This is a genomic window from Streptomyces capparidis (assembly GCF_054782095.1).
This window is the reverse complement of the sequence record NZ_BAAGTD010000038.1, coordinates 1-17,941: the sequence shown is the minus strand read 5'-3', so window position 1 is coordinate 17,941 and position 17,941 is coordinate 1. Positions and strand designations below refer to the sequence as shown.

Sequence of the window (17,941 nt, the reverse complement as noted above, 5' to 3'; positions counted from 1 at the left end):
GGCGCCAGGACCGGCCGCGGCACGACCTGCTGCGGCCGGGCGACCGCGGGCGCTCCTCCGCGGAGTGCCGGATGCGCCCCTGCGAGAGGCGGCTGCCCGTGGGCCGGCCGCGTGAGGGACGGTGGCCGAGGTGAGCGCGCCCACCGCCGTCCTGACCCGGGCGCCCGTCACCGGCGGGCGCGCCGGGCTGCTGCCGCAGCTCGTCGTGGCGGTGCTCTGCGGCGGCTACGCCGTCGGCTCGGCCGTGGGCTGGGGCACCCCCTTCGTCGCCAGCGTCATGGGCGACTTCGGCCTGTGCGCCGCCGCCCTGTGCGCCTGCGCCTCCTGCCTGTGGTACGCCCGCGCCGTCTCCGGGCGCAGCCGGCCCGCCTGGCTGCTGTTCGCCGTCTCCTCGTTCATGGTCGCCGCGGGCAACGCGGTCTGGGGCTGGTACGAGGTCGTCCAGGGCGCGCGGGTGCCCAGCATCTCCGCGGCGGACTTCCTGTTCCTGATGTTCGCCCCGCCCGCGATCATCGGCCTGCTGGTGCTGGCCAAGCGGCCGTGCACCCGCCTGGGCTGGGTCTGCCTCGGGCTGGACAGTTGGCTGATCGCCGGGTCCCTGATCACCCTGAGCTGGAGCCTGGCGCTGGCCCACACCGCCCACGGCGACTCCGGCGGCTCGCTGCGCACCGCGCTCACGCTGGCCTACCCGCTGATGGACATCGTCCTGGTCAGCATGGTCATGGCGCTGCACTTCAGGCGCTCGTCGGTCAACCGCACCGCGGTGAACACCGCGCTGGCCGCGCTCGCCCTCACCGTGCTGTGCGACGCGCTGTTCACCACCCCGGTGCTGCGCGACAGCTACCACTCCGGCCAGATGCTCGACGCGGGCTGGTTCGCGGGCAGCATGCTGCTGGCCTACGCGCCGTGGGTCAGCGCCCGCGAGGCGGCCGCCCGCCGCGGCCGCACCACGATCGTCACCCAGCCCGTGCGGCGCGTGGCGAGCGCCCTCACCGCGCTCACGCCCTACGTCGCCGCGGCCGTGTGCACCCTGGGGATCATCTACAACGTCCTCAACGGGCGCCGCGTGGACCGCGTGGTGCTGCTCACCTGCTGCCTCGTCGTGCTCGCCCTGGTGGTCCGCCAGGGCATCATGCTGCTGGACAACATCTCCCTCACCCAGGAGCTGGCGCAGCAGGAGAACCACTTCCGCTCGCTGGTGCAGGGCTCGAGCGACGTCATCATGATCGCCACCCCCGCCGGGGTGCTGCGCTACGTCAGCCCCGCGGCGCAGGGCGTGTACGGGCGCTCCCCGGAGGAGCTGGTCGGCACCGAGTTCGCCCGCCTGGTCCACCCGGCCGACCTCGGCAGGACACTGCGGGAGGTGCGCCGCTTCCTGGCCGCCCCGCCGCACGAGGAGAGCGCTACGCGCATCGAGTGCCGCATCCGCTCGGGCACCGGCTCCTGGCTGCACGTGGAGTCCACGGTCAACCGCCACCAGGACGGCCTGATCTTCAACAGCCGGGACGTCACCGAGCGGGTCAGGCTCCAGGCGCAGCTCCAGCACAGCGCCTCCCACGACCCGCTCACCGACCTGCCCAACCGGGCGCTGTTCACCGAGCGGGTGCGCCAGGCGCTCGGCGGGCGCCGCACCGGGGACGGCATCGCCGCCGTGCTCTTCATCGACCTGGACGGCTTCAAGGGGGTCAACGACACCGTGGGCCACCAGGCGGGCGACGAGCTGCTGGTGCACGCCGCCCGCAGGCTCCAGGACGCCGTCCGGGCGGGGGACACGGTGGCCCGCTTCGGGGGCGACGAGTTCGCCGCCCTGGTGTGCGGCGGCAGCGAGGACCTGTATGTGCGGGAGCTCCAGATCCGCGAGGTGGCCGACCGGCTGCGCACCTCCCTGTCCGAGCCCTACCGCGTCGCGGGCACCGAGGTGCGCATCGCGGCCAGCATCGGCGTGGCCTTCGCCGAGCCCGGCATCGGCTGCCAGGAGCTGATGCGCAACGCCGACCTGGCGATGTACCGGGCCAAGGCCGCGGGCAAGGGCCGGGTGGAGATGTACGCCCCCCAGATGCGCGCCGACGTGGTGCGCCGCACCGAGCTCGCCGACCGGCTGCGCACCGCGCTCGACGAGGGCGAGTTCACCCTGCTGCACCAGCCGGTGGTGGACCTGGTCACCGGCGAGGTCGCCCTGGTCGAGGCGCAGCCCCGGTGGCGGTCGGCGCAGGGCATGCTGCTCACGCCCGCCGAGTTCCTGCGCATGGCCGAGGACTCCGACCGCACCGCCGATCTCAGCCGCTGGCTGCTGGACGAGGCCGTCGGCCAGGCCGCCGACCGGTACCGGGCCGGCCACCGCGCCCCGGTGGCGGTGCGCATGTCCGCCAAGCGCCTGCTGGAGCGCGGCCCGGCCGCGCACCGGGTGGAGGAGGTCGCCGCGCGCCGCGGCCTGCCCGGCGAGTGCCTGGTGCTCGAGGTGTCCGAGAGCGACCCCCGCGACTCCATGGAGGACCTGGAGCGCAGGCTGGTGGAGCTCAAGCGGTACGGGGTGCGCATCGCGCTGGACTGCTTCGGCGCGGGCTCCGGCTCGATGACCGCGCTGCGCCGGCTGCCCGTGGACATAGTCAAGATCGACCGCAGTTTCGTGGAGGGAGTGGTGGAGAACGGGCGGCTGTACAAGCTCACGGCCGGTATGCTCCGGCTCGCCAACGAGCTCGGCCTGACCACCGTCGCCGACGGCGTCGACCGGCCCGAGCAGGCGCAGGCGCTGCGCGCCATGGGTTGCACCTACGCGCAGGGGATGGTCTTCTCCGGCCCGCTGGAGAGGGCGCCGCTGCGCCGCGCCCTGACCCGCGGCTCCTACCCGGTGCCGCACACCGCGCCGCCTGCCGCGGTGCCCGCGGGAGCGCTGCCGCACGCGGGGGCCGGCCGCCCGCATAATGAGACGTCCGTCCCACCGGCTTGACACTCCTGACGATGTCGGAGGAAGGTCGGTGCCATGCGCACCCGAATTCTCGTACTTGGACGGCGCGTCGGCTGATCCAGGGCTGTCCCGCACGGCCCCGTGATCCCCCGCTGACGCGCTCCCCTCGCTTGCCCTACGGGCACGAGGGGTTTTTTGTTGCCGCAAACCCTCCCGCACCATCCTCTCGAGAAGAGAATCCCAGATGACCGAGCAGGCCACAGGGTCCCCTCACCCGCAGCCGCGGGCCCGCGGCGCGGAGCGGGCGCCCGTTTCCCCAGCCAGGCTGACCGGCGCGCAGGCCCTGATCCGTTCCCTGGAGGAAGTGGGTGCCGAGACCGTCTTCGGCATCCCCGGAGGCGCGATCCTGCCCGCCTACGACCCGCTGCTCGACTCCTCGCGAGTGCGCCACATCCTGGTCCGCCACGAGCAGGGCGCGGGGCACGCCGCCACCGGCTACGCCCAGGCCACCGGCAAGGTCGGCGTCTGCATGGCCACCTCGGGCCCCGGCGCCACCAACCTGGTCACGCCGATCGCCGACGCCCACATGGACTCGGTGCCCCTGGTCGCCATCACCGGCCAGGTCGCCAGCCACTCCATCGGCACGGACGCCTTCCAGGAGGCGGACATCTGCGGCATCACCATGCCGATCACCAAGCACAACTTCCTGGTGACCGACGCGGACGACATCCCGCGCACCATCGCGGAGGCGTTCCACATCGCCTCCACCGGCCGCCCCGGCCCCGTCCTGGTGGACATCTCCAAGGACGCCCTCCAGGCGCAGACCACCTTCCGCTGGCCGCCGTCCCCCGAGCTGCCCGGCTACCGCCCGGTCACCAAGCCGCACGCCAAGCAGATCCGCGAGGCCGCGCGGATGGTCGTCGGCGCCCAGCGCCCGGTGCTGTACGTCGGCGGCGGCGTGCTGAAGGCCCGCGCGACGGCCGAGCTGCGCATCCTCGCCGAGCTGACCGGCGCGCCCGTGGTCACCACCCTGATGGCGCGCGGCGCGTTCCCCGACAGCCACCCGCAGCACCTGGGCATGCCGGGCATGCACGGCAGCGTCCCGGCCGTGGCCGCGCTCCAGAAGGCGGACCTGATCGTCGCGCTCGGCGCCCGCTTCGACGACCGGGTCACCGGCCGCCTGGACACCTTCGCCCCGAACGCCAGGATCGTCCACGCCGACATCGACCCCGCGGAGATCTCCAAGAACCGGCTGGCGGACGTGCCGATCGTCGGCGACGCCCGCGAGGTGATCGCCGACCTGATCGTCGCGGTCCAGGCCGAGCACGACGCGGGCCACAAGGGCGTCTACAGCGACTGGTGGAACCGGCTGAACGGCTGGAAGAAGACCTACCCGCTCGGGTACGAGGCACCGGCCGACGGCAGCCTGGCCCCGCAGCAGGTCATAGAGCGGATCGGCCGCCTGTCCGGCGAGGACACCGTCTACGCGGCGGGCGTCGGCCAGCACCAGATGTGGGCGTCGCAGTTCATCACCTTCGAGCGGCCCGGCACCTGGCTGAACTCCGGCGGGCTCGGCACGATGGGCTACGCGGTCCCGGCCGCGATGGGCGCCAAGACCGGCCGCCCGGACACCACCGTCTGGGCGATCGACGGCGACGGCTGCTTCCAGATGACCAACCAGGAGCTGGTCACCTGCGCCCTGAACAACATCCCGATCAAGGTCGCGATCATCAACAACGGCGCGCTGGGCATGGTCCGCCAGTGGCAGACCCTCTTCTACGGCCGGCGCTACTCCAACACCGTCCTGCACAGCGGCCCGGAGGCGGACGGCCTCACCCCCGGCGCCGGCACCCGCATCCCGGACTTCGTCAAGCTCGCCGAGGCCATGGGCTGCCACGGCCTGCGCTGCGAGTCCCCGGCCGAGCTCGACGCCACCATCGAGCGGGCGCTGGCCCTCAACGACGCCCCGGTGGTCGTGGACTTCATCGTCCACGAGAACGCCATGGTGTGGCCGATGGTCGCCGCCGGCACCTCCAACGACGAGATCATGGCCGCGCGCGACGTCCGCCCGGACTTCGGCGACGCGGACGACTGACCGCAGCCGGCACGCCACCGAAGAGGAAACCATGTCCAAGCACACGCTCTCCGTCCTCGTGGAGAACAAGCCCGGCATCCTGGCCCGGATCGCCGCCCTGTTCTTCCGGCGCGGCTTCAACATCGACTCCCTCGCCGTCGGCACCACCGAGCACCCGGAGATCTCTCGGATCACCATCGTGGTCAACGTGGAGGAACTCCCGCTGGAGCAGGTCACCAAGCAGCTCAACAAGCTCGTCAACGTGCTGAAGATCGTCGAGCTGGACCCGGCGTCCGCGGTCCAGCGCGAGCTGGTGCTGGTGAAGGTCCGCGCCGACAACGAGACCCGCTCCCAGATCGTGGAGATCGTCCAGCTCTTCCGCGCCAAGACCGTGGACGTCTCCCCGGACGCGGTCACCATCGAGGCCACCGGCAGCGGCGACAAACTGGAGGCGATGCTGCGGATGCTGGAGCCGTTCGGCATCAAGGAGCTCGTCCAGTCCGGCGTGGTCGCCATCGGCCGCGGCGGCCGCTCCATCACCGACCGCTCGCTGCGCGCCCTCGACAGGTCGGCGTGACCCCGGCCGGGCGCGGCCCCCGCGGCCGCGCCCGGCGCCGCTGGGCCCTACGGTGGGACGTACACCGCGAAACGCCGCAGCGCCCCGCAGACCCCAACCTCAGTGACACCGAATCCTGAACCAAGGAGAAGACCCCAAGTGGCCGAGCTGTTCTACGACGACGACGCCGACCTGTCCATCATCCAGGGCCGCAAGGTCGCGGTTCTCGGCTACGGCAGCCAGGGCCACGCCCACGCGCTGTCCCTGCGCGACTCCGGCGTCGACGTGCGCGTCGGCCTCCCCGAGGGGTCGAAGTCCCGGACCAAGGCCGAGGAGCAGGGCCTGCGCGTGGTCACCCCGGCCGAGGCCGCCGCCGAGGCTGACGTGATCATGGTGCTGGTCCCGGACCCGGTCCAGGCCGACGTCTACAAGGAGTCCATCGCGCCGAACCTGAAGGACGGCGACGCGCTGTTCTTCGGCCACGGCTTCAACATCCGCTTCGGCTTCATCGAGCCCCCGGCGGGCGTGGACGTGTGCATGGTCGCCCCGAAGGGCCCGGGCCACCTCGTGCGCCGCCAGTTCGAGGAGGGCCGCGGCGTGCCGTGCATCGCGGCGGTCGAGCAGGACGCCACCGGCAAGGCGTTCCCGCTGGCGCTGTCCTACGCCAAGGGCATCGGCGGCACCCGCGCCGGCGTCATCAAGACCACCTTCACCGAGGAGACCGAGACCGACCTGTTCGGCGAGCAGGCCGTGCTGTGCGGCGGCACGACCGCGCTGGTCAAGGCCGGTTTCGAGACCCTGGTCGAGGCGGGCTACCAGCCGGAGATCGCCTACTTCGAGTGCCTGCACGAGCTGAAGCTCATCGTGGACCTGATGTACGAGGGCGGTCTGGAGAAGATGCGCTGGTCGGTCTCGGAGACCGCCGAGTGGGGCGACTACGTCACCGGCCCCCGCATCGTCACCGACGCCACCAAGGCCGAGATGAAGAAGGTGCTCGCCGAGATCCAGGACGGCAGCTTCGCCAAGCAGTGGATGGCGGAGTACAAGGCCGGGCTGCCGAAGTACAACGAGTACAAGAAGGCGGACTCCGACCACACCCTGGAGACCACGGGCAAGAAGCTGCGCGGGCTCATGAGCTGGGTGGACAACGAGGACGCCTGAGCCGGCCGGCCGCGCCGTCCCGCCCGCCGCACCCGCGGCGGGCGGGCGGCGCGGCCTGCGTCTGCCCGGCGCGGCGCGGGCCCCCGCCGCCCCGCCCGCACACCCGCGACATCCAGCCACGCTGCGGGTGATCCTCGACCAACGGCGCCGGTGGGCGGCACCGCCGTGGCTAGACTGCACTTGCGCGTCAGGCTCACAGCGTCGTGCGTCTCCCGAACGCGGAATGTCTCCTATTCGCCTGCCTCTATCCCGCCGTGCGGCCGCAGGGACCGGCCGTCCCGCGAAGGACAAGTGAGGACCACGTGAGCACGTCAACCAATCGGGGGACGGCCCCCGTACCCCCGAAACCCGTCGTACTGATCGCCGAGGAGCTGTCGCCCGCCACCGTCGACGCCCTGGGGCCGGACTTCGAGATCCGGCAGTGCAACGGCGCCGACCGAGCCGAGCTCCTGTCCGCCATCGCCGACGTCGACGCCATCCTGGTCCGCAGCGCGACGAAGGTGGACGCCGAGGCCATCGCCGCGGCCCGCAGGCTGAAGGTCGTCGCCCGCGCGGGGGTGGGCCTGGACAACGTGGACGTGTCGGCGGCCACCAAGGCGGGCGTGATGGTCGTCAACGCCCCGACGTCCAACATCGTCACCGCCGCCGAGCTGGCCTGCGGCCTGCTGATCGCCACCGCCCGCAACATCGCCCCGGCGAACGCGGCGCTGCGGGGCGGCGAGTGGAAGCGCAGCAAGTACACGGGCGTCGAGCTCAGCGAGAAGACGCTCGGCGTCATCGGCCTCGGCCGGATCGGTGTCCTGGTGGCCCAGCGCATGTCCGCGTTCGGCATGAAGATCGTCGCGTACGACCCGTACGTGCAGCCCGCGCGCGCCGCCCAGATGGGGGTGAAGCTGCTGCCGCTGGACGACCTGCTGCGGGTGTCCGACTTCATCACCATCCACCTGCCGAAGACGCCGGAGACCATCGGTCTCATCGGCGACGAGGCGCTGCGCAAGGTCAAGCCGACCGTGCGCATCGTCAACGCCGCCCGCGGCGGCATCGTGGACGAGGAGGCCCTGGCCAGCGCGCTGAAGGAGGGCCGGGTCGCGGGCGCGGGCCTGGACGTGTTCGCCAAGGAGCCGTGCACCGACTCGCCGCTGTTCCAGTTCGAGAACGTGGTGGCCACCCCGCACCTGGGCGCGTCCACCGACGAGGCGCAGGAGAAGGCGGGCGTGGCCGTCGCCCGCTCGGTGCGGCTGGCGCTCGCGGGCGAGCTGGTGCCGGACGCGGTCAATGTGCAGGGCGGTGTCATCGCCGAGGAGGTCCGCCCGGGGCTGCCGCTGGCCGAGCGCCTGGGCCGGATCTTCACCGCGCTGGCGGGCGAGGTCGCGGTCCGCCTGGACGTGGAGGTGCGCGGCGAGATCACCCAGCACGATGTGAAGGTGCTGGAGCTGTCCGCCCTCAAGGGCGTGTTCTCCGACGTCGTGGCCGAGACGGTCTCCTACGTCAACGCGCCGCTGTTCGCCCAGGAGCGCGGGGTGGAGGTGCGGCTGACCACCAGCACCGAGAGCCCGGAGTTCCGCAACCTGATCACGGTGCGCGGCACGCTGGCGGGCGGCGACGAGGTGTCGGTCTCCGGCACCCTGATCGGCCCCAAGCACACCCAGAAGATCGTCGGCATCGACGAGTACGACGTGGACCTGGTGCTCAGCGAGCACATGGCGTTCCTGCGCTACGAGGACCGCCCCGGAGTGGTGGGCACCGTCGGCCGGATCCTCGGCGAGGCGGGCATCAACATCGCGGGCATGCAGGTCTCCCGCGCCGCGCAGGGCGGTGAGGCGCTGGTGGCGCTCACCGTGGACAGCGAGATCCCGGCGCCGGTGCTGGGCGAGATCACCGGCGAGATCGGCGCCACCTCCGCGCGCGCGGTCAACCTGGTGGACTGAGCGCGGACACGGCCGGCCGGCAGGCGGACGACGCGTCCGCCGGGCCCGGCCGCGGTGTCCGGCCGGCAGTACGGTGCCCCATCTCCCGTCGAGGAGGTGGGGCACCGCCGTGTTCGCGCAGGTCCGGGCGGACGCCGCCGCTCCGCCGGAGGGCGGCGTTCCACCGGCGTCGTCTCAGATAGTAGGAAACCCTAGTAAACGCCGAGACAACCGCGCCGACCTGCCCTAACGTGGAAGGTGCCAACGTGTGCTGAATCCAGCGACCGGGCGATGCGCGACCGGTGTCAGGCGCAGGCCACCCCTGCCACACCGGGAAAGCCCGCCCCTTGGCGTTCGCTTCACCACCGTCTCCACGACCGGACCGCGCGGCGGCGAGCCGCGAGCAGCGCCGCACGCCCGCCGGTCCTCCCCCTTCACGGAAATGGAGTGACAGCCATGGACGACAACGCCCGCCGCCAAGCCGCAGAAGCCCTCCAGCGCGCCCTCGACCGCCGCGACAACGGCGGCGCCACCGGCCACTGAGCCCGCGCACCGTTCACTGAGTCCGTGCGCCGGGCGGACCCGGGCCGCTTCGGCGCGGACAGGCCCTACCGCGCCGTCCGCTCCACGGTGAAGCGGTCCACCCGCTTCCCCGTGTCCGACAGCGCCGTCACCGTCAGCCTCGCCGCGCGGCCGCGCGGCGCGGGCACGGAGTCCACGCGGATGAATGAGAAACCGGTGTAGCGCACCCGGGACCAGGTCACGGTCTCCGGCTGCTTGTCCCCGGACTCCGTCCAGTGGTAGCTCGCCACGTCGGCGTGCGCCCGGCCGTGGCCGTCGTAGACGTCGGGCGCGGGGAAGTTGTACAGCGCCGCGCCGGCCCCGCCCGCGGTGATGTAGACGGCACCGTCGGACTCCGGCCGCACGGTCCCGCCGATGGGCACCGGCCGGACCGCGCCGCCGCGGATGGCGTCGGTGCGCTCGTAGACGTGGTTGTGGCCGTTGACGACCAGGTCCACCCGGTGCCGGTCGAACAGCGGCACCCACTCCTCGCGCACCCCGCCGTCGGAGGCGTGGGCGCGGGTGGTGGAGAAGGCGCAGTGGTGGAAGAACACCACGAGGAAGTCGATGCCGGGCGCCGCCCGCAGCCGGGCCAGCTCCCGGTCCAGCCAGGCGGTCTGCCCACCGGCGGTGTAGCCGAGGTTGGCGCGGATCTCGTGGCTGACGTCGTTTCCGTCCAGCGCGACCACCCCGACGTTGCCGTAGGTGAACGCGTACACGCCGGGCGCCAGGTCCGGTGCCGGGCCGCCGCCGGGGAAGGCGAAGCGGGCCTGGTCGCCGCCGTAGCCGTTGGGGGAGTACCACGGCTCCATGTCGTGGTTCCCCGTGGTCACCATCCACGGCACCCGGGAGGCCACCGGCTCGGTCTGCGCGAAGAACACGTCCCACGAGCGGGGGTCGTAGGTGTCCTGCTCGGTGCCGTGGCCGGAGACGTCCGCGTAGGCGATGTCGCCCGCGTGCAGGTGGAACGCCGGGTTCTGGGCGAGGAGCACGCTGTCGTTGGCCACGGCGTGGGCGCCGACGCCCTGGTCGCCGAACGCGGTGAAGGTGAACGGCCGCCGCGCCGCGGGCTCCGGGGCGGTGGTGAACGAGCCCAGGGTGTGCAGCGCCCCGGGCGTCGCCGGGTCGAAGCCGTCGTGGCCGCACCCGTAGTAGTACGTGGTGCCGGGGCGCAGCCCGTCCAGCGCGGCGTGCAGGTAGTACTGCTCGACCGGCCCGGTGCGCCCGCCGAGCGCGGGCGTGCGCAGCGGCACCAGGCGGGCGGGCAGCTTCCGGCTGAGCTCCCACGGCCGCGGGCCCACGCGCACATAGGGCCGCCGCACCGCGACCGGGACCTGCCAGGAGATCCGCATCTGGGTGCGCGGGTCGGCGCCGAAGGCGAGATGCCGGCCGAACGGGGCGACCAGCGCGCCGTCCACCTCCGCCGTCGCGGGCCTGGTCACCAGGGTGGGGCCGGCGGCCGGGCCCGCGGTGGCCCGTGCCGAGCCGCCGAGCAGGCCCGCGCCCGCCGCCGTCCCCGCCGCGGCGGTGCCGCCGCGCAGCAGCCCCCTTCTGCTCATCCGCGTCCCGAAGCGGGAGCGCAGGTACTCGTGCTGCTCGGCCATGCTCAGCCGCTCGGCGAGCGGCTCCGGGACACCCATGCGCGGAGTCTTCATAAGAAACGAAGTTCGCATGTCCGGCGTTCCGGAAGAGGGACGACACGTGAACTGCCGCCGTCCGGGGGACAACGGCGGTGTTGCGCGCCGGCGGGCGGGTGACCGCCGCGGGACACGGCCGCGTGGGCCCGGCGGCGCGGCCCGGCGCGGCGGCGGTGTGTCCGCATCGTGGACGCGGTTGTGTCATTCGCTGGGACGGCGACTAGGCTGCCGCCATGTCTCGCACCATCCGCCTCGCAGCCATTCCCGGTGACGGCATCGGCCAGGAAGTCGTGGCCGAGGGCCTGAAGGTCCTCGCCGCAGCCCTGCCCGCCGAGGTCACGGTGGAGACCACCGAGTACGACCTCGGCGCCCGCCGCTGGCACGCCACCGGCGAGACCCTGCCGGACCCGGTGCTCGAGGAGCTCAAGGCCCACGACGCCATCCTGCTCGGCGCCATCGGCGACCCCGGCGTGCCCTCCGGCGTCCTGGAGCGCGGCCTGCTGCTGAAGCTCCGCTTCGCCTTCGACCACCACGTCAACCTGCGCCCGGCCCGGCTCTTCCCGGGCGTGGACTCCCCGCTCGCGGGCAAGCAGGACATCGACTTCGTGGTCGTCCGCGAGGGCACCGAGGGCCCCTACGTGGGCAACGGCGGGCGGCTGCGCCAGGGCACCGCGCAGGAGGTCGCCACCGAGGTCAGCCTGAACACCGCCTTCGGCATCGAGCGGGTGGTCCGCGACGCGTACGCCCGCGCCCAGGCCCGGCCCCGCCGCAGGCTCACCCTGGTGCACAAGAACAACGTGCTGGTGCACGCCGGCCACCTGTGGTCGGAGATCTTCCAGCGGGTGGGGCGGGAGTTCCCGGACGTCACCACGGACTACCTGCACGTGGACGCGGCGACGATCTTCTTCGTCACCCAGCCCGAGCGGTTCGACGTCATCGTCACCGACAACCTCTTCGGTGACATCCTCACCGACCTCGCCGCGGCCGTCACCGGCGGCATCGGCCTGGCCGCCAGCGGCAACATCAACCCCGCCGGCGCCTTCCCGTCCATGTTCGAGCCGGTGCACGGCTCCGCGCCCGACATCGCGGGCACCGGCAAGGCCGACCCCACCGCGACGGTGCTGTCCGTCGCCCTGCTGCTCCAGCACCTCGGCCTGACCGCCGAGGCCGCCCGCGTCGAGGCCGCCGTCGCCGAGGACCTCGCCGCGCGCGCGGACGCCGGGCCGCGCACCACCGCGGAGATCGGCGACGCGCTGGCCGCCCGAGTAGCCGGCTGACCGGCGGGCGCCACTGTTCACGGGGCTCCCGCGCCGGAGCCCCGTTCGCCTTTCCGCACACCGCGGCAGGCGCCACCCGGGGCTTCGGGCAGGGGTCCCGCGCACCCCGCCACTGGGATTACCCGCGGCGGGATGCGAGTATCGACCCAGGGCCACGGCCTGCTCCTCCCGCCACGCCCGGCATCCCCGCGCCGCCCGCCCCCGCAGACATCGGGGGCCGCCGCACGGGGTGAAGCTTGGACGTCCGAGTAACGGAGCGGGGCACGGTCCACCACGACACAGGTGAAGGACACGCAAACGATGACCACGCCCGAAAGCGCACCCGCCCCGCTGCCCGCCATCGAGCTCAAGCCCTCGGCGCGGCCGCTGCCCGCCGCCGAGCGCGCGGCCCTGCTGGCCAACCCGGGATTCGGCCGGGTGTTCACGGACCACATGGTCACCATCCGCTGGAGCGAGGGCCGCGGCTGGCACGAGGCCCAGTTGGTGCCGTACGGGCCGCTGGAGATCGACCCGTCGAACATGACGCTCCACTACGGCCAGGCGATCTTCGAGGGGCTCAAGGCGTACCGGCAGCCGGACGGCGGGGTCGCCACCTTCCGCCCCCGGGCCAACGCCGCCCGCTTCCGCGCGTCCGCCCGCCGCATGGCGATGCCCGAGCTGCCCGACGACCTGTTCGTCGCGGCCGTCGAGGCGCTGGTCACCCAGGACCGCGACTGGGTGCCGGACCAGCCCGAGCAGACCCTCTACCTGCGACCCTTCATGATCGCCACGGAGAACGGGCTCGGCGTCAGGCCGGCGAGCGAGTACCTGTTCCTGCTGATCGCCTCACCCGCCGCCGCGTACTTCCACGGCGGGGTCAAGCCGGTGTCGGTGTGGCTGTCCAAGGAGTACGTGCGGGCCGCGCCCGGCGGGACGGGCGCCGCCAAGTGCGCGGGCAACTACGCCGCGTCCCTGGTCGCGCAGGCCCAGGCCGCCGCGCAGGGGTGTGACCAGGTCGTGTGGCTGGACGCCGTGGAGCACCGCTGGATCGAGGAGATGGGCGGGATGAACCTGTACTTCGTGTACGGGTCGGGCCCGGACGCGCGGATCGTCACCCCCGCGCTGACCGGCTCCCTGCTGCCCGGCATCACCCGCGACTCCCTGCTGGCGCTGGCCGCCGACCTCGGCCACGCCACCGAGGAGGGCCGGATCTCGGTGGAGGACTGGCAGCGCGGCAACGAGGACGGCTCGCTGACGGAGGTCTTCGCCTGCGGCACCGCGGCGGTGATCACGCCGGTGGGCGAGGTGAAGTCCACCGCCGCCGACTGGACGGTCGCCGACGGGCAGCCCGGCGAGGTGACGCTGCGGCTGCGCAAGGCCCTGCTGGACATCCAGACGGGCGCGGCCGAGGACACCCACGGCTGGATGCACCGCATCTTCTGACCAGACCAGACCAGACCAGACCGGACCAGGCAAGAAGACCGGGTCAGGCCGGATCGGACCGGCCGGGGCCGCGCGGGCGCACCGTCCGCGCGGCCCCGGCGCGTTCCCGCCCGGCGCTCCCCGGCGGGTCGCCCCGCCCTGCCGGCGCCCCGGCGCCCGCGCCCCCGCGCGTCCCGCCCGTGACATGCCCGTACGTGCTTCGCGATCACCTGAACGCGGTATTGCGACGGAAGCGGAATGTCGTGCACCGTTTCGCGAATGGGCACTTCGCTGGGCAACGCGCACTGGAGAAAGATCTGGGTCGGCTCCGCGGGCAACATGGTCGAGTGGTTCGACTGGTTCGTCTACGCCAGCTTCGCCACCTACTTCGCGGACGCCTTCTTCCCCGACGGGAACGAGACGGCCAAGCTGATGAACACCGCCGGCATCTTCGCCGTCGGCTTCTTCATGCGCCCGGTGGGCGGCTGGCTGCTGGGCCGCGTCGGCGACCGCAAGGGCCGCAAGGCGGCGCTCACCCTCACCGTCACCCTGATGTCGGCCAGCGCCCTGATGATCGCCGCCGCCCCGACCTACGCCGTCGCGGGCTACGGCGGCGCCGCCGTGCTGCTGCTGGCCCGGCTGCTCCAGGGCCTGTCCGTCGGCGGCGAGTACGCCGCGAGCGCCACCTACCTCACCGAGGCGTCCGCGCCCGGCCGCCGCGGCTTCGCCTCCAGCTTCCAGTACGTGTCGATGACCGCGGGGCAGTTGTGCGGCCTCGGCCTGCTGCTGATACTCCAGAGCACCCTGTCGGAGGACGCGCTGCACGACTGGGGCTGGCGGGTGCCGTTCGTCGTGGGCGCCCTCGGCGCCGCGGTGGTGTTCTACCTGCGCCGCAACATGCTGGAGACGGAGGTCTACGAGGAGGCGGGCGAGCCCGCGACCGACCGCGGCACGGTCCGCGCCCTGCTGCGGCACCGCCGCGAGGCCGCGCTGGTGATGGCGCTGACCATGGGCGGCACGGTCGCCTACTACACCTACACCACGTACCTGACCAAGTACCTGCACAACAGCGCGGGCCTGTCCAAGCACACCGCGACCCTGGTCAGCTTCTGCGCCCTGTTCGTGTTCATGTGCCTGCAACCGCTGGCCGGGGCGCTGTCGGACCGGATCGGCCGCCGCCCGCTGCTGATCAGCTTCGCGATCGGCTCCACGTTCCTGACCGTGCCGGTGATGACGCTGCTCAAGCGGGTGGACAGCTTCTGGCCCGCGTTCGGCCTCGCCCTGTTCGCCCTGATCGTCATCACGGGCTACACCTCGATCAACGCCTGCGTGAAGGCCGAGCTGTTCCCCACGGGGGTGCGCGCCCTCGGCGTGGCGCTGCCGTACGCCCTGGCGAACGCCATGTTCGGCGGCACCGCCGAGTACGTGGCGCTGGCGTTCAAGAACGGCGGGGCCGAGTCCGGCTACTACTGGTACGTCGCGGGCTGCGCCGCGGTGTCGCTGGTGGTGTACCTGTCCATGCGGGAGACGGCGAACGTCTCGCTCACCGACATCGGACGCCGGCGGGACCCGGCCAAGCAGCCGGATCCGCCCGCCCCGGCGACCGCATCCTGAGACGAAGTTGTCCGCCGGGGGCAGTCGTGTGCAAACTGCCCCCGTGCTCCCGCTCGCCGCGACGATTATTGGCAGCAGGCGCGCCGGTCCGCAGTGACCGCCCGTGCGACCCCGCACCACGGCGGCCATCGTGTCCTCAGACCCGCGCGCAGACCTCTCGCACCCGCGAGAGGTCGTTTCGTTTTGCGGCTCATGCGCCACGCACCCCGTCGGCCCACCGGCCGGAAGGGCGCGGCGCGCGGGAAGGGGGGACAGTGGTACCGGGACATCCCGTACCGGATCCCGACAGGAGAGCTCCAGCCATGACGGGCCAGACGACCCACCGTCCCGACGACGGCTTCCACGTCTTCGACACCACACTGCGTGACGGCGCCCAGCGCGAGGGCATCACCCTCACCGTCGCCGACAAGCTGACCATCGCCCGGCACCTGGACGACTTCGGCGTCGGGTTCATCGAGGGCGGCTGGCCGGGCGCCAACCCCCGCGACACCGAGTTCTTCGCCCGCGCCGCCACCGAGCTCGACCTCAGGCACGCCCGGCTGGTCGCGTTCGGCGCCACCCGCAGAGCCGGTGTCGCCGCGGCGGACGACCCCCAGGTGGCCGCGCTCGTCGCCTCCGGCGCGCCCGTGGTGACGGTGGTCGCCAAGGCGCACGACCGGCATGTGGAGCTGGCGCTGCGCACCACGCTGGAGGAGAACCTGGCCATGGTCCGCGACACCGTCGCCCACCTGCGCGCCGCCGGCCGCCGGGTGTTCGTGGACTGCGAGCACTTCTTCGACGGCTACCGGGCCAACCCCGAGTACGCCAGGGCCGTGGTGCGCGCCGCCCACGAGGCCGGCGCCGACGTGGTGGTGCTGTGCGACACCAACGGCGGCATGCTGCCCGCGCAGGTGCAGGCGGTCGTCGGCGCGGTGCTGGCCGACACCGGGGCCAGGCTCGGCATCCACGCCCAGGACGACACCGGCTGCGCCGTCGCCAACACCCTGGCCGCGGTGGACGGCGGCGCCACCCATGTGCAGTGCACCGCCAACGGCTACGGGGAGCGCGTGGGCAACGCCAACCTCTTCCCCGTCGTCGCCGCCCTGGAGCTGAAGTACGACCGCCGGGTGCTGCCCGAGGGCTGCCTCGCCGAGATGACCCGCATCTCGCACGCGATCGCCGAGGTGGTCAACCTCGCGCCGTCCACCCACCAGCCCTACGTGGGCGTCTCCGCCTTCGCGCACAAGGCGGGCCTGCACGCCTCGGCGATCAAGGTGGATCCGGACCTGTACCAGCACATCGCCCCCGAGCTCGTCGGCAACAGCATGCGGATGCTGGTCTCCGACATGGCCGGGCGCGCCTCGGTGGAGCTGAAGGGCAAGGAGCTCGGCTACGACCTGTCCGGCGACCGGGAGCTGACCGGCCGGATCGTGGAGCAGGTCAAGGAGCGGGAGAAGGCCGGCTACACCTACGAGGCCGCCGACGCCTCGTTCGAGCTGCTGCTGCGCGACGCGATCGAGCGGAACGCCGGGCGCGAGCCGGAGCCGTACTTCACCGTCGAGTCCTGGCGGGCCATCGTGGAGGACCGCCCGGACGGCACCCACGCCAACGAGGCCACGGTCAAGCTGTGGGCCAAGGGCGAGCGGCTGGTGAGCACCGCGGAGGGCAACGGCCCGGTCAACGCCCTGGACAAGGCGCTGCGCGTGGCGCTGGAGCGGATCTACCCGGAGCTGGCCCGCATGGAGCTGGTGGACTACAAGGTCCGCATCCTGGAGGGCAGGCACGGCACCGAGTCGGTCACCCGGGTACTGGTGGAGACCGGCGACGGCAAGGGCGAGTGGTCCACGGTCGGCGTCGGCGCGAACGTCATCGCCGCCTCCTGGCAGGCGCTGAACGACGCCTACACCTACGGCCTGCTGCGCGCCGGCGTACGCCCCGCGGAGTGACCGCGCCCGGGGGCCGGTGGTGCGCCGGCCCCCGGGACGGGGACGCGCACGCCCTCTGGTCTACGAGCGTAGACCCGGGGCATCATGTGAGCGCTCCACCGTCCGCACCCGTCCCTCGCCCCAGGGGAGGATCCGTCATGGGTCGTGTCATGAGCATGTCGCCCCGCGCGCTGCCGTCCCGAGTCCTGCCGTCCAGGTCCGCGCTGACGAAGTCGCGCACCGCCGTGGCCGCCGCCGCGGTCGCCGCCACCGTCCTGTTCGCCCCGGGAGCCGGCCTCGCCTCCACCACCGAGGCGCACGCCGTCACCAAGCTCAGCCACGCGCAGGCCGCCGACATGTTCCGCTCGGTCGGCATCACCTGGTCCTCCAGCGGCGGCTGCTCGGACCGGAACAACCCCACCTGCACCTCGTTCGAGCAGATCAACCTCACCACGGTGCAGGGCGCCCAGACGCTCAAGCGGGCCAGCGGCTGCGCGCTGAACGTCACCGGCGGCACCGAGACCGGCCACGCCAGCGGCACGTACAGCCACTGGAACGGCTACAAGCTCGACTTCAGCCTCTCCACCTGCCTGAACAACTACGTGAACGCGAACTTCACCTACATCGGCGGCTCGAAGTGGCGCTCCGGCTCGGGGAACGTCTACTACCGGGAGAGCAACCACTGGGACGTGACCTACTACAACTGCGGCGGCTGCTGACGGGCCCGGCGGCGGGCGCGCGCGGCGCCCCCGCCCGCACGCACGCCCCCGCACAGGAGGAAGGTCCCCGTCCGGCCGTCGCCGTGCGGGGACCCGCGTGTCGTTCCGCCGCTTCCGCGGCCGTGCCGTCTAGCGCAGCCGTGCCATCAGCGCGTGTTCGACGAGGGTGATGAGTGCGGATTTGGCTTCGGCGCGCTGGCGTGCGTCGGTGGTGATGATGGGGGT

Annotated in this window: 11 protein-coding genes and 1 pseudogene; 10 read left to right on the top strand and 2 right to left on the bottom strand. The window is 72.8% G+C overall.

Annotated elements, in window-relative coordinates; translation table 11 throughout:
• Window positions 1-130: 130 nt before the first annotated feature.
• The 5 genes from ACYVO2_RS26290 (at window position 131) to serA (ending at window position 8,624) form a co-directional block, all read left to right on the top strand.
• On the top strand, window positions 131-2,947 hold the full coding sequence (locus ACYVO2_RS26290; RefSeq protein WP_461010473.1) for a putative bifunctional diguanylate cyclase/phosphodiesterase: 2,817 nt from the start codon (window positions 131-133) through the stop codon (window positions 2,945-2,947).
• Window positions 2,948-3,149: 202 nt separating this feature from the next.
• A complete protein-coding gene (locus ACYVO2_RS26285; RefSeq protein ID WP_461010472.1) occupies window positions 3,150-5,000 on the top strand; it encodes an acetolactate synthase large subunit in 1,851 nt (616 codons plus the stop codon).
• Window positions 5,001-5,031: 31 nt separating this feature from the next.
• Complete coding sequence (gene ilvN, locus ACYVO2_RS26280) at window positions 5,032-5,556, top strand: acetolactate synthase small subunit (protein ID WP_461010471.1); 525 nt, start codon at window positions 5,032-5,034, stop codon at window positions 5,554-5,556.
• A gap of 138 nt (window positions 5,557-5,694) precedes the next feature.
• Window positions 5,695-6,696, top strand: a complete 1,002-nt coding sequence (gene ilvC / locus ACYVO2_RS26275) for a ketol-acid reductoisomerase (protein WP_461010470.1) — start codon at window positions 5,695-5,697, stop codon at window positions 6,694-6,696.
• A 302-nt stretch (window positions 6,697-6,998) separates the two neighbouring features.
• Window positions 6,999-8,624 carry a phosphoglycerate dehydrogenase gene (gene serA, locus ACYVO2_RS26270; RefSeq protein WP_461010469.1) on the top strand — a complete coding sequence of 542 codons (1,626 nt, stop codon included), beginning with the start codon at window positions 6,999-7,001 and terminating at the stop codon, window positions 8,622-8,624.
• A gap of 587 nt (window positions 8,625-9,211) precedes the next feature.
• Here serA and ACYVO2_RS26265 read toward each other — a convergent pair.
• Entirely contained in the window at window positions 9,212-10,819 is a 1,608-nt protein-coding gene (locus ACYVO2_RS26265; protein ID WP_461010468.1) for a purple acid phosphatase family protein, read from the bottom strand.
• 215 nt (window positions 10,820-11,034) lie between these two features.
• Between ACYVO2_RS26265 and ACYVO2_RS26260 the strand changes: the two genes are divergently transcribed.
• The 5 genes from ACYVO2_RS26260 to ACYVO2_RS26240 all read left to right on the top strand — a co-directional run bounded on the left by ACYVO2_RS26260 (window position 11,035) and on the right by ACYVO2_RS26240 (window position 17,716).
• Entirely contained in the window at window positions 11,035-12,078 is a 1,044-nt protein-coding gene (locus ACYVO2_RS26260) for a 3-isopropylmalate dehydrogenase (protein WP_461010467.1), read from the top strand.
• Window positions 12,079-12,378: 300 nt separating this feature from the next.
• Window positions 12,379-13,500 (top strand): branched-chain amino acid aminotransferase, encoded by a 1,122-nt coding sequence (locus ACYVO2_RS26255; protein WP_461010466.1) that lies wholly within the window; start codon window positions 12,379-12,381, stop codon window positions 13,498-13,500.
• 258 nt (window positions 13,501-13,758) lie between these two features.
• Window positions 13,759-15,093, top strand: a complete 1,335-nt coding sequence (locus ACYVO2_RS26250; protein ID WP_461010465.1) for an MFS transporter — start codon at window positions 13,759-13,761, stop codon at window positions 15,091-15,093.
• 302 nt (window positions 15,094-15,395) lie between these two features.
• Window positions 15,396-17,018, top strand: a complete 1,623-nt coding sequence (cimA, locus tag ACYVO2_RS26245; RefSeq protein WP_461010464.1) for a citramalate synthase — start codon at window positions 15,396-15,398, stop codon at window positions 17,016-17,018.
• A 155-nt stretch (window positions 17,019-17,173) separates the two neighbouring features.
• Window positions 17,174-17,716, top strand: coding sequence for a hypothetical protein (locus ACYVO2_RS26240; protein ID WP_461010519.1), 543 nt, complete (start codon window positions 17,174-17,176; stop codon window positions 17,714-17,716).
• Window positions 17,717-17,845: 129 nt separating this feature from the next.
• Here ACYVO2_RS26240 and ACYVO2_RS26235 read toward each other — a convergent pair.
• Window positions 17,846-17,941: pseudogene (locus ACYVO2_RS26235) on the bottom strand (ATP-binding protein); the annotation flags it as partial.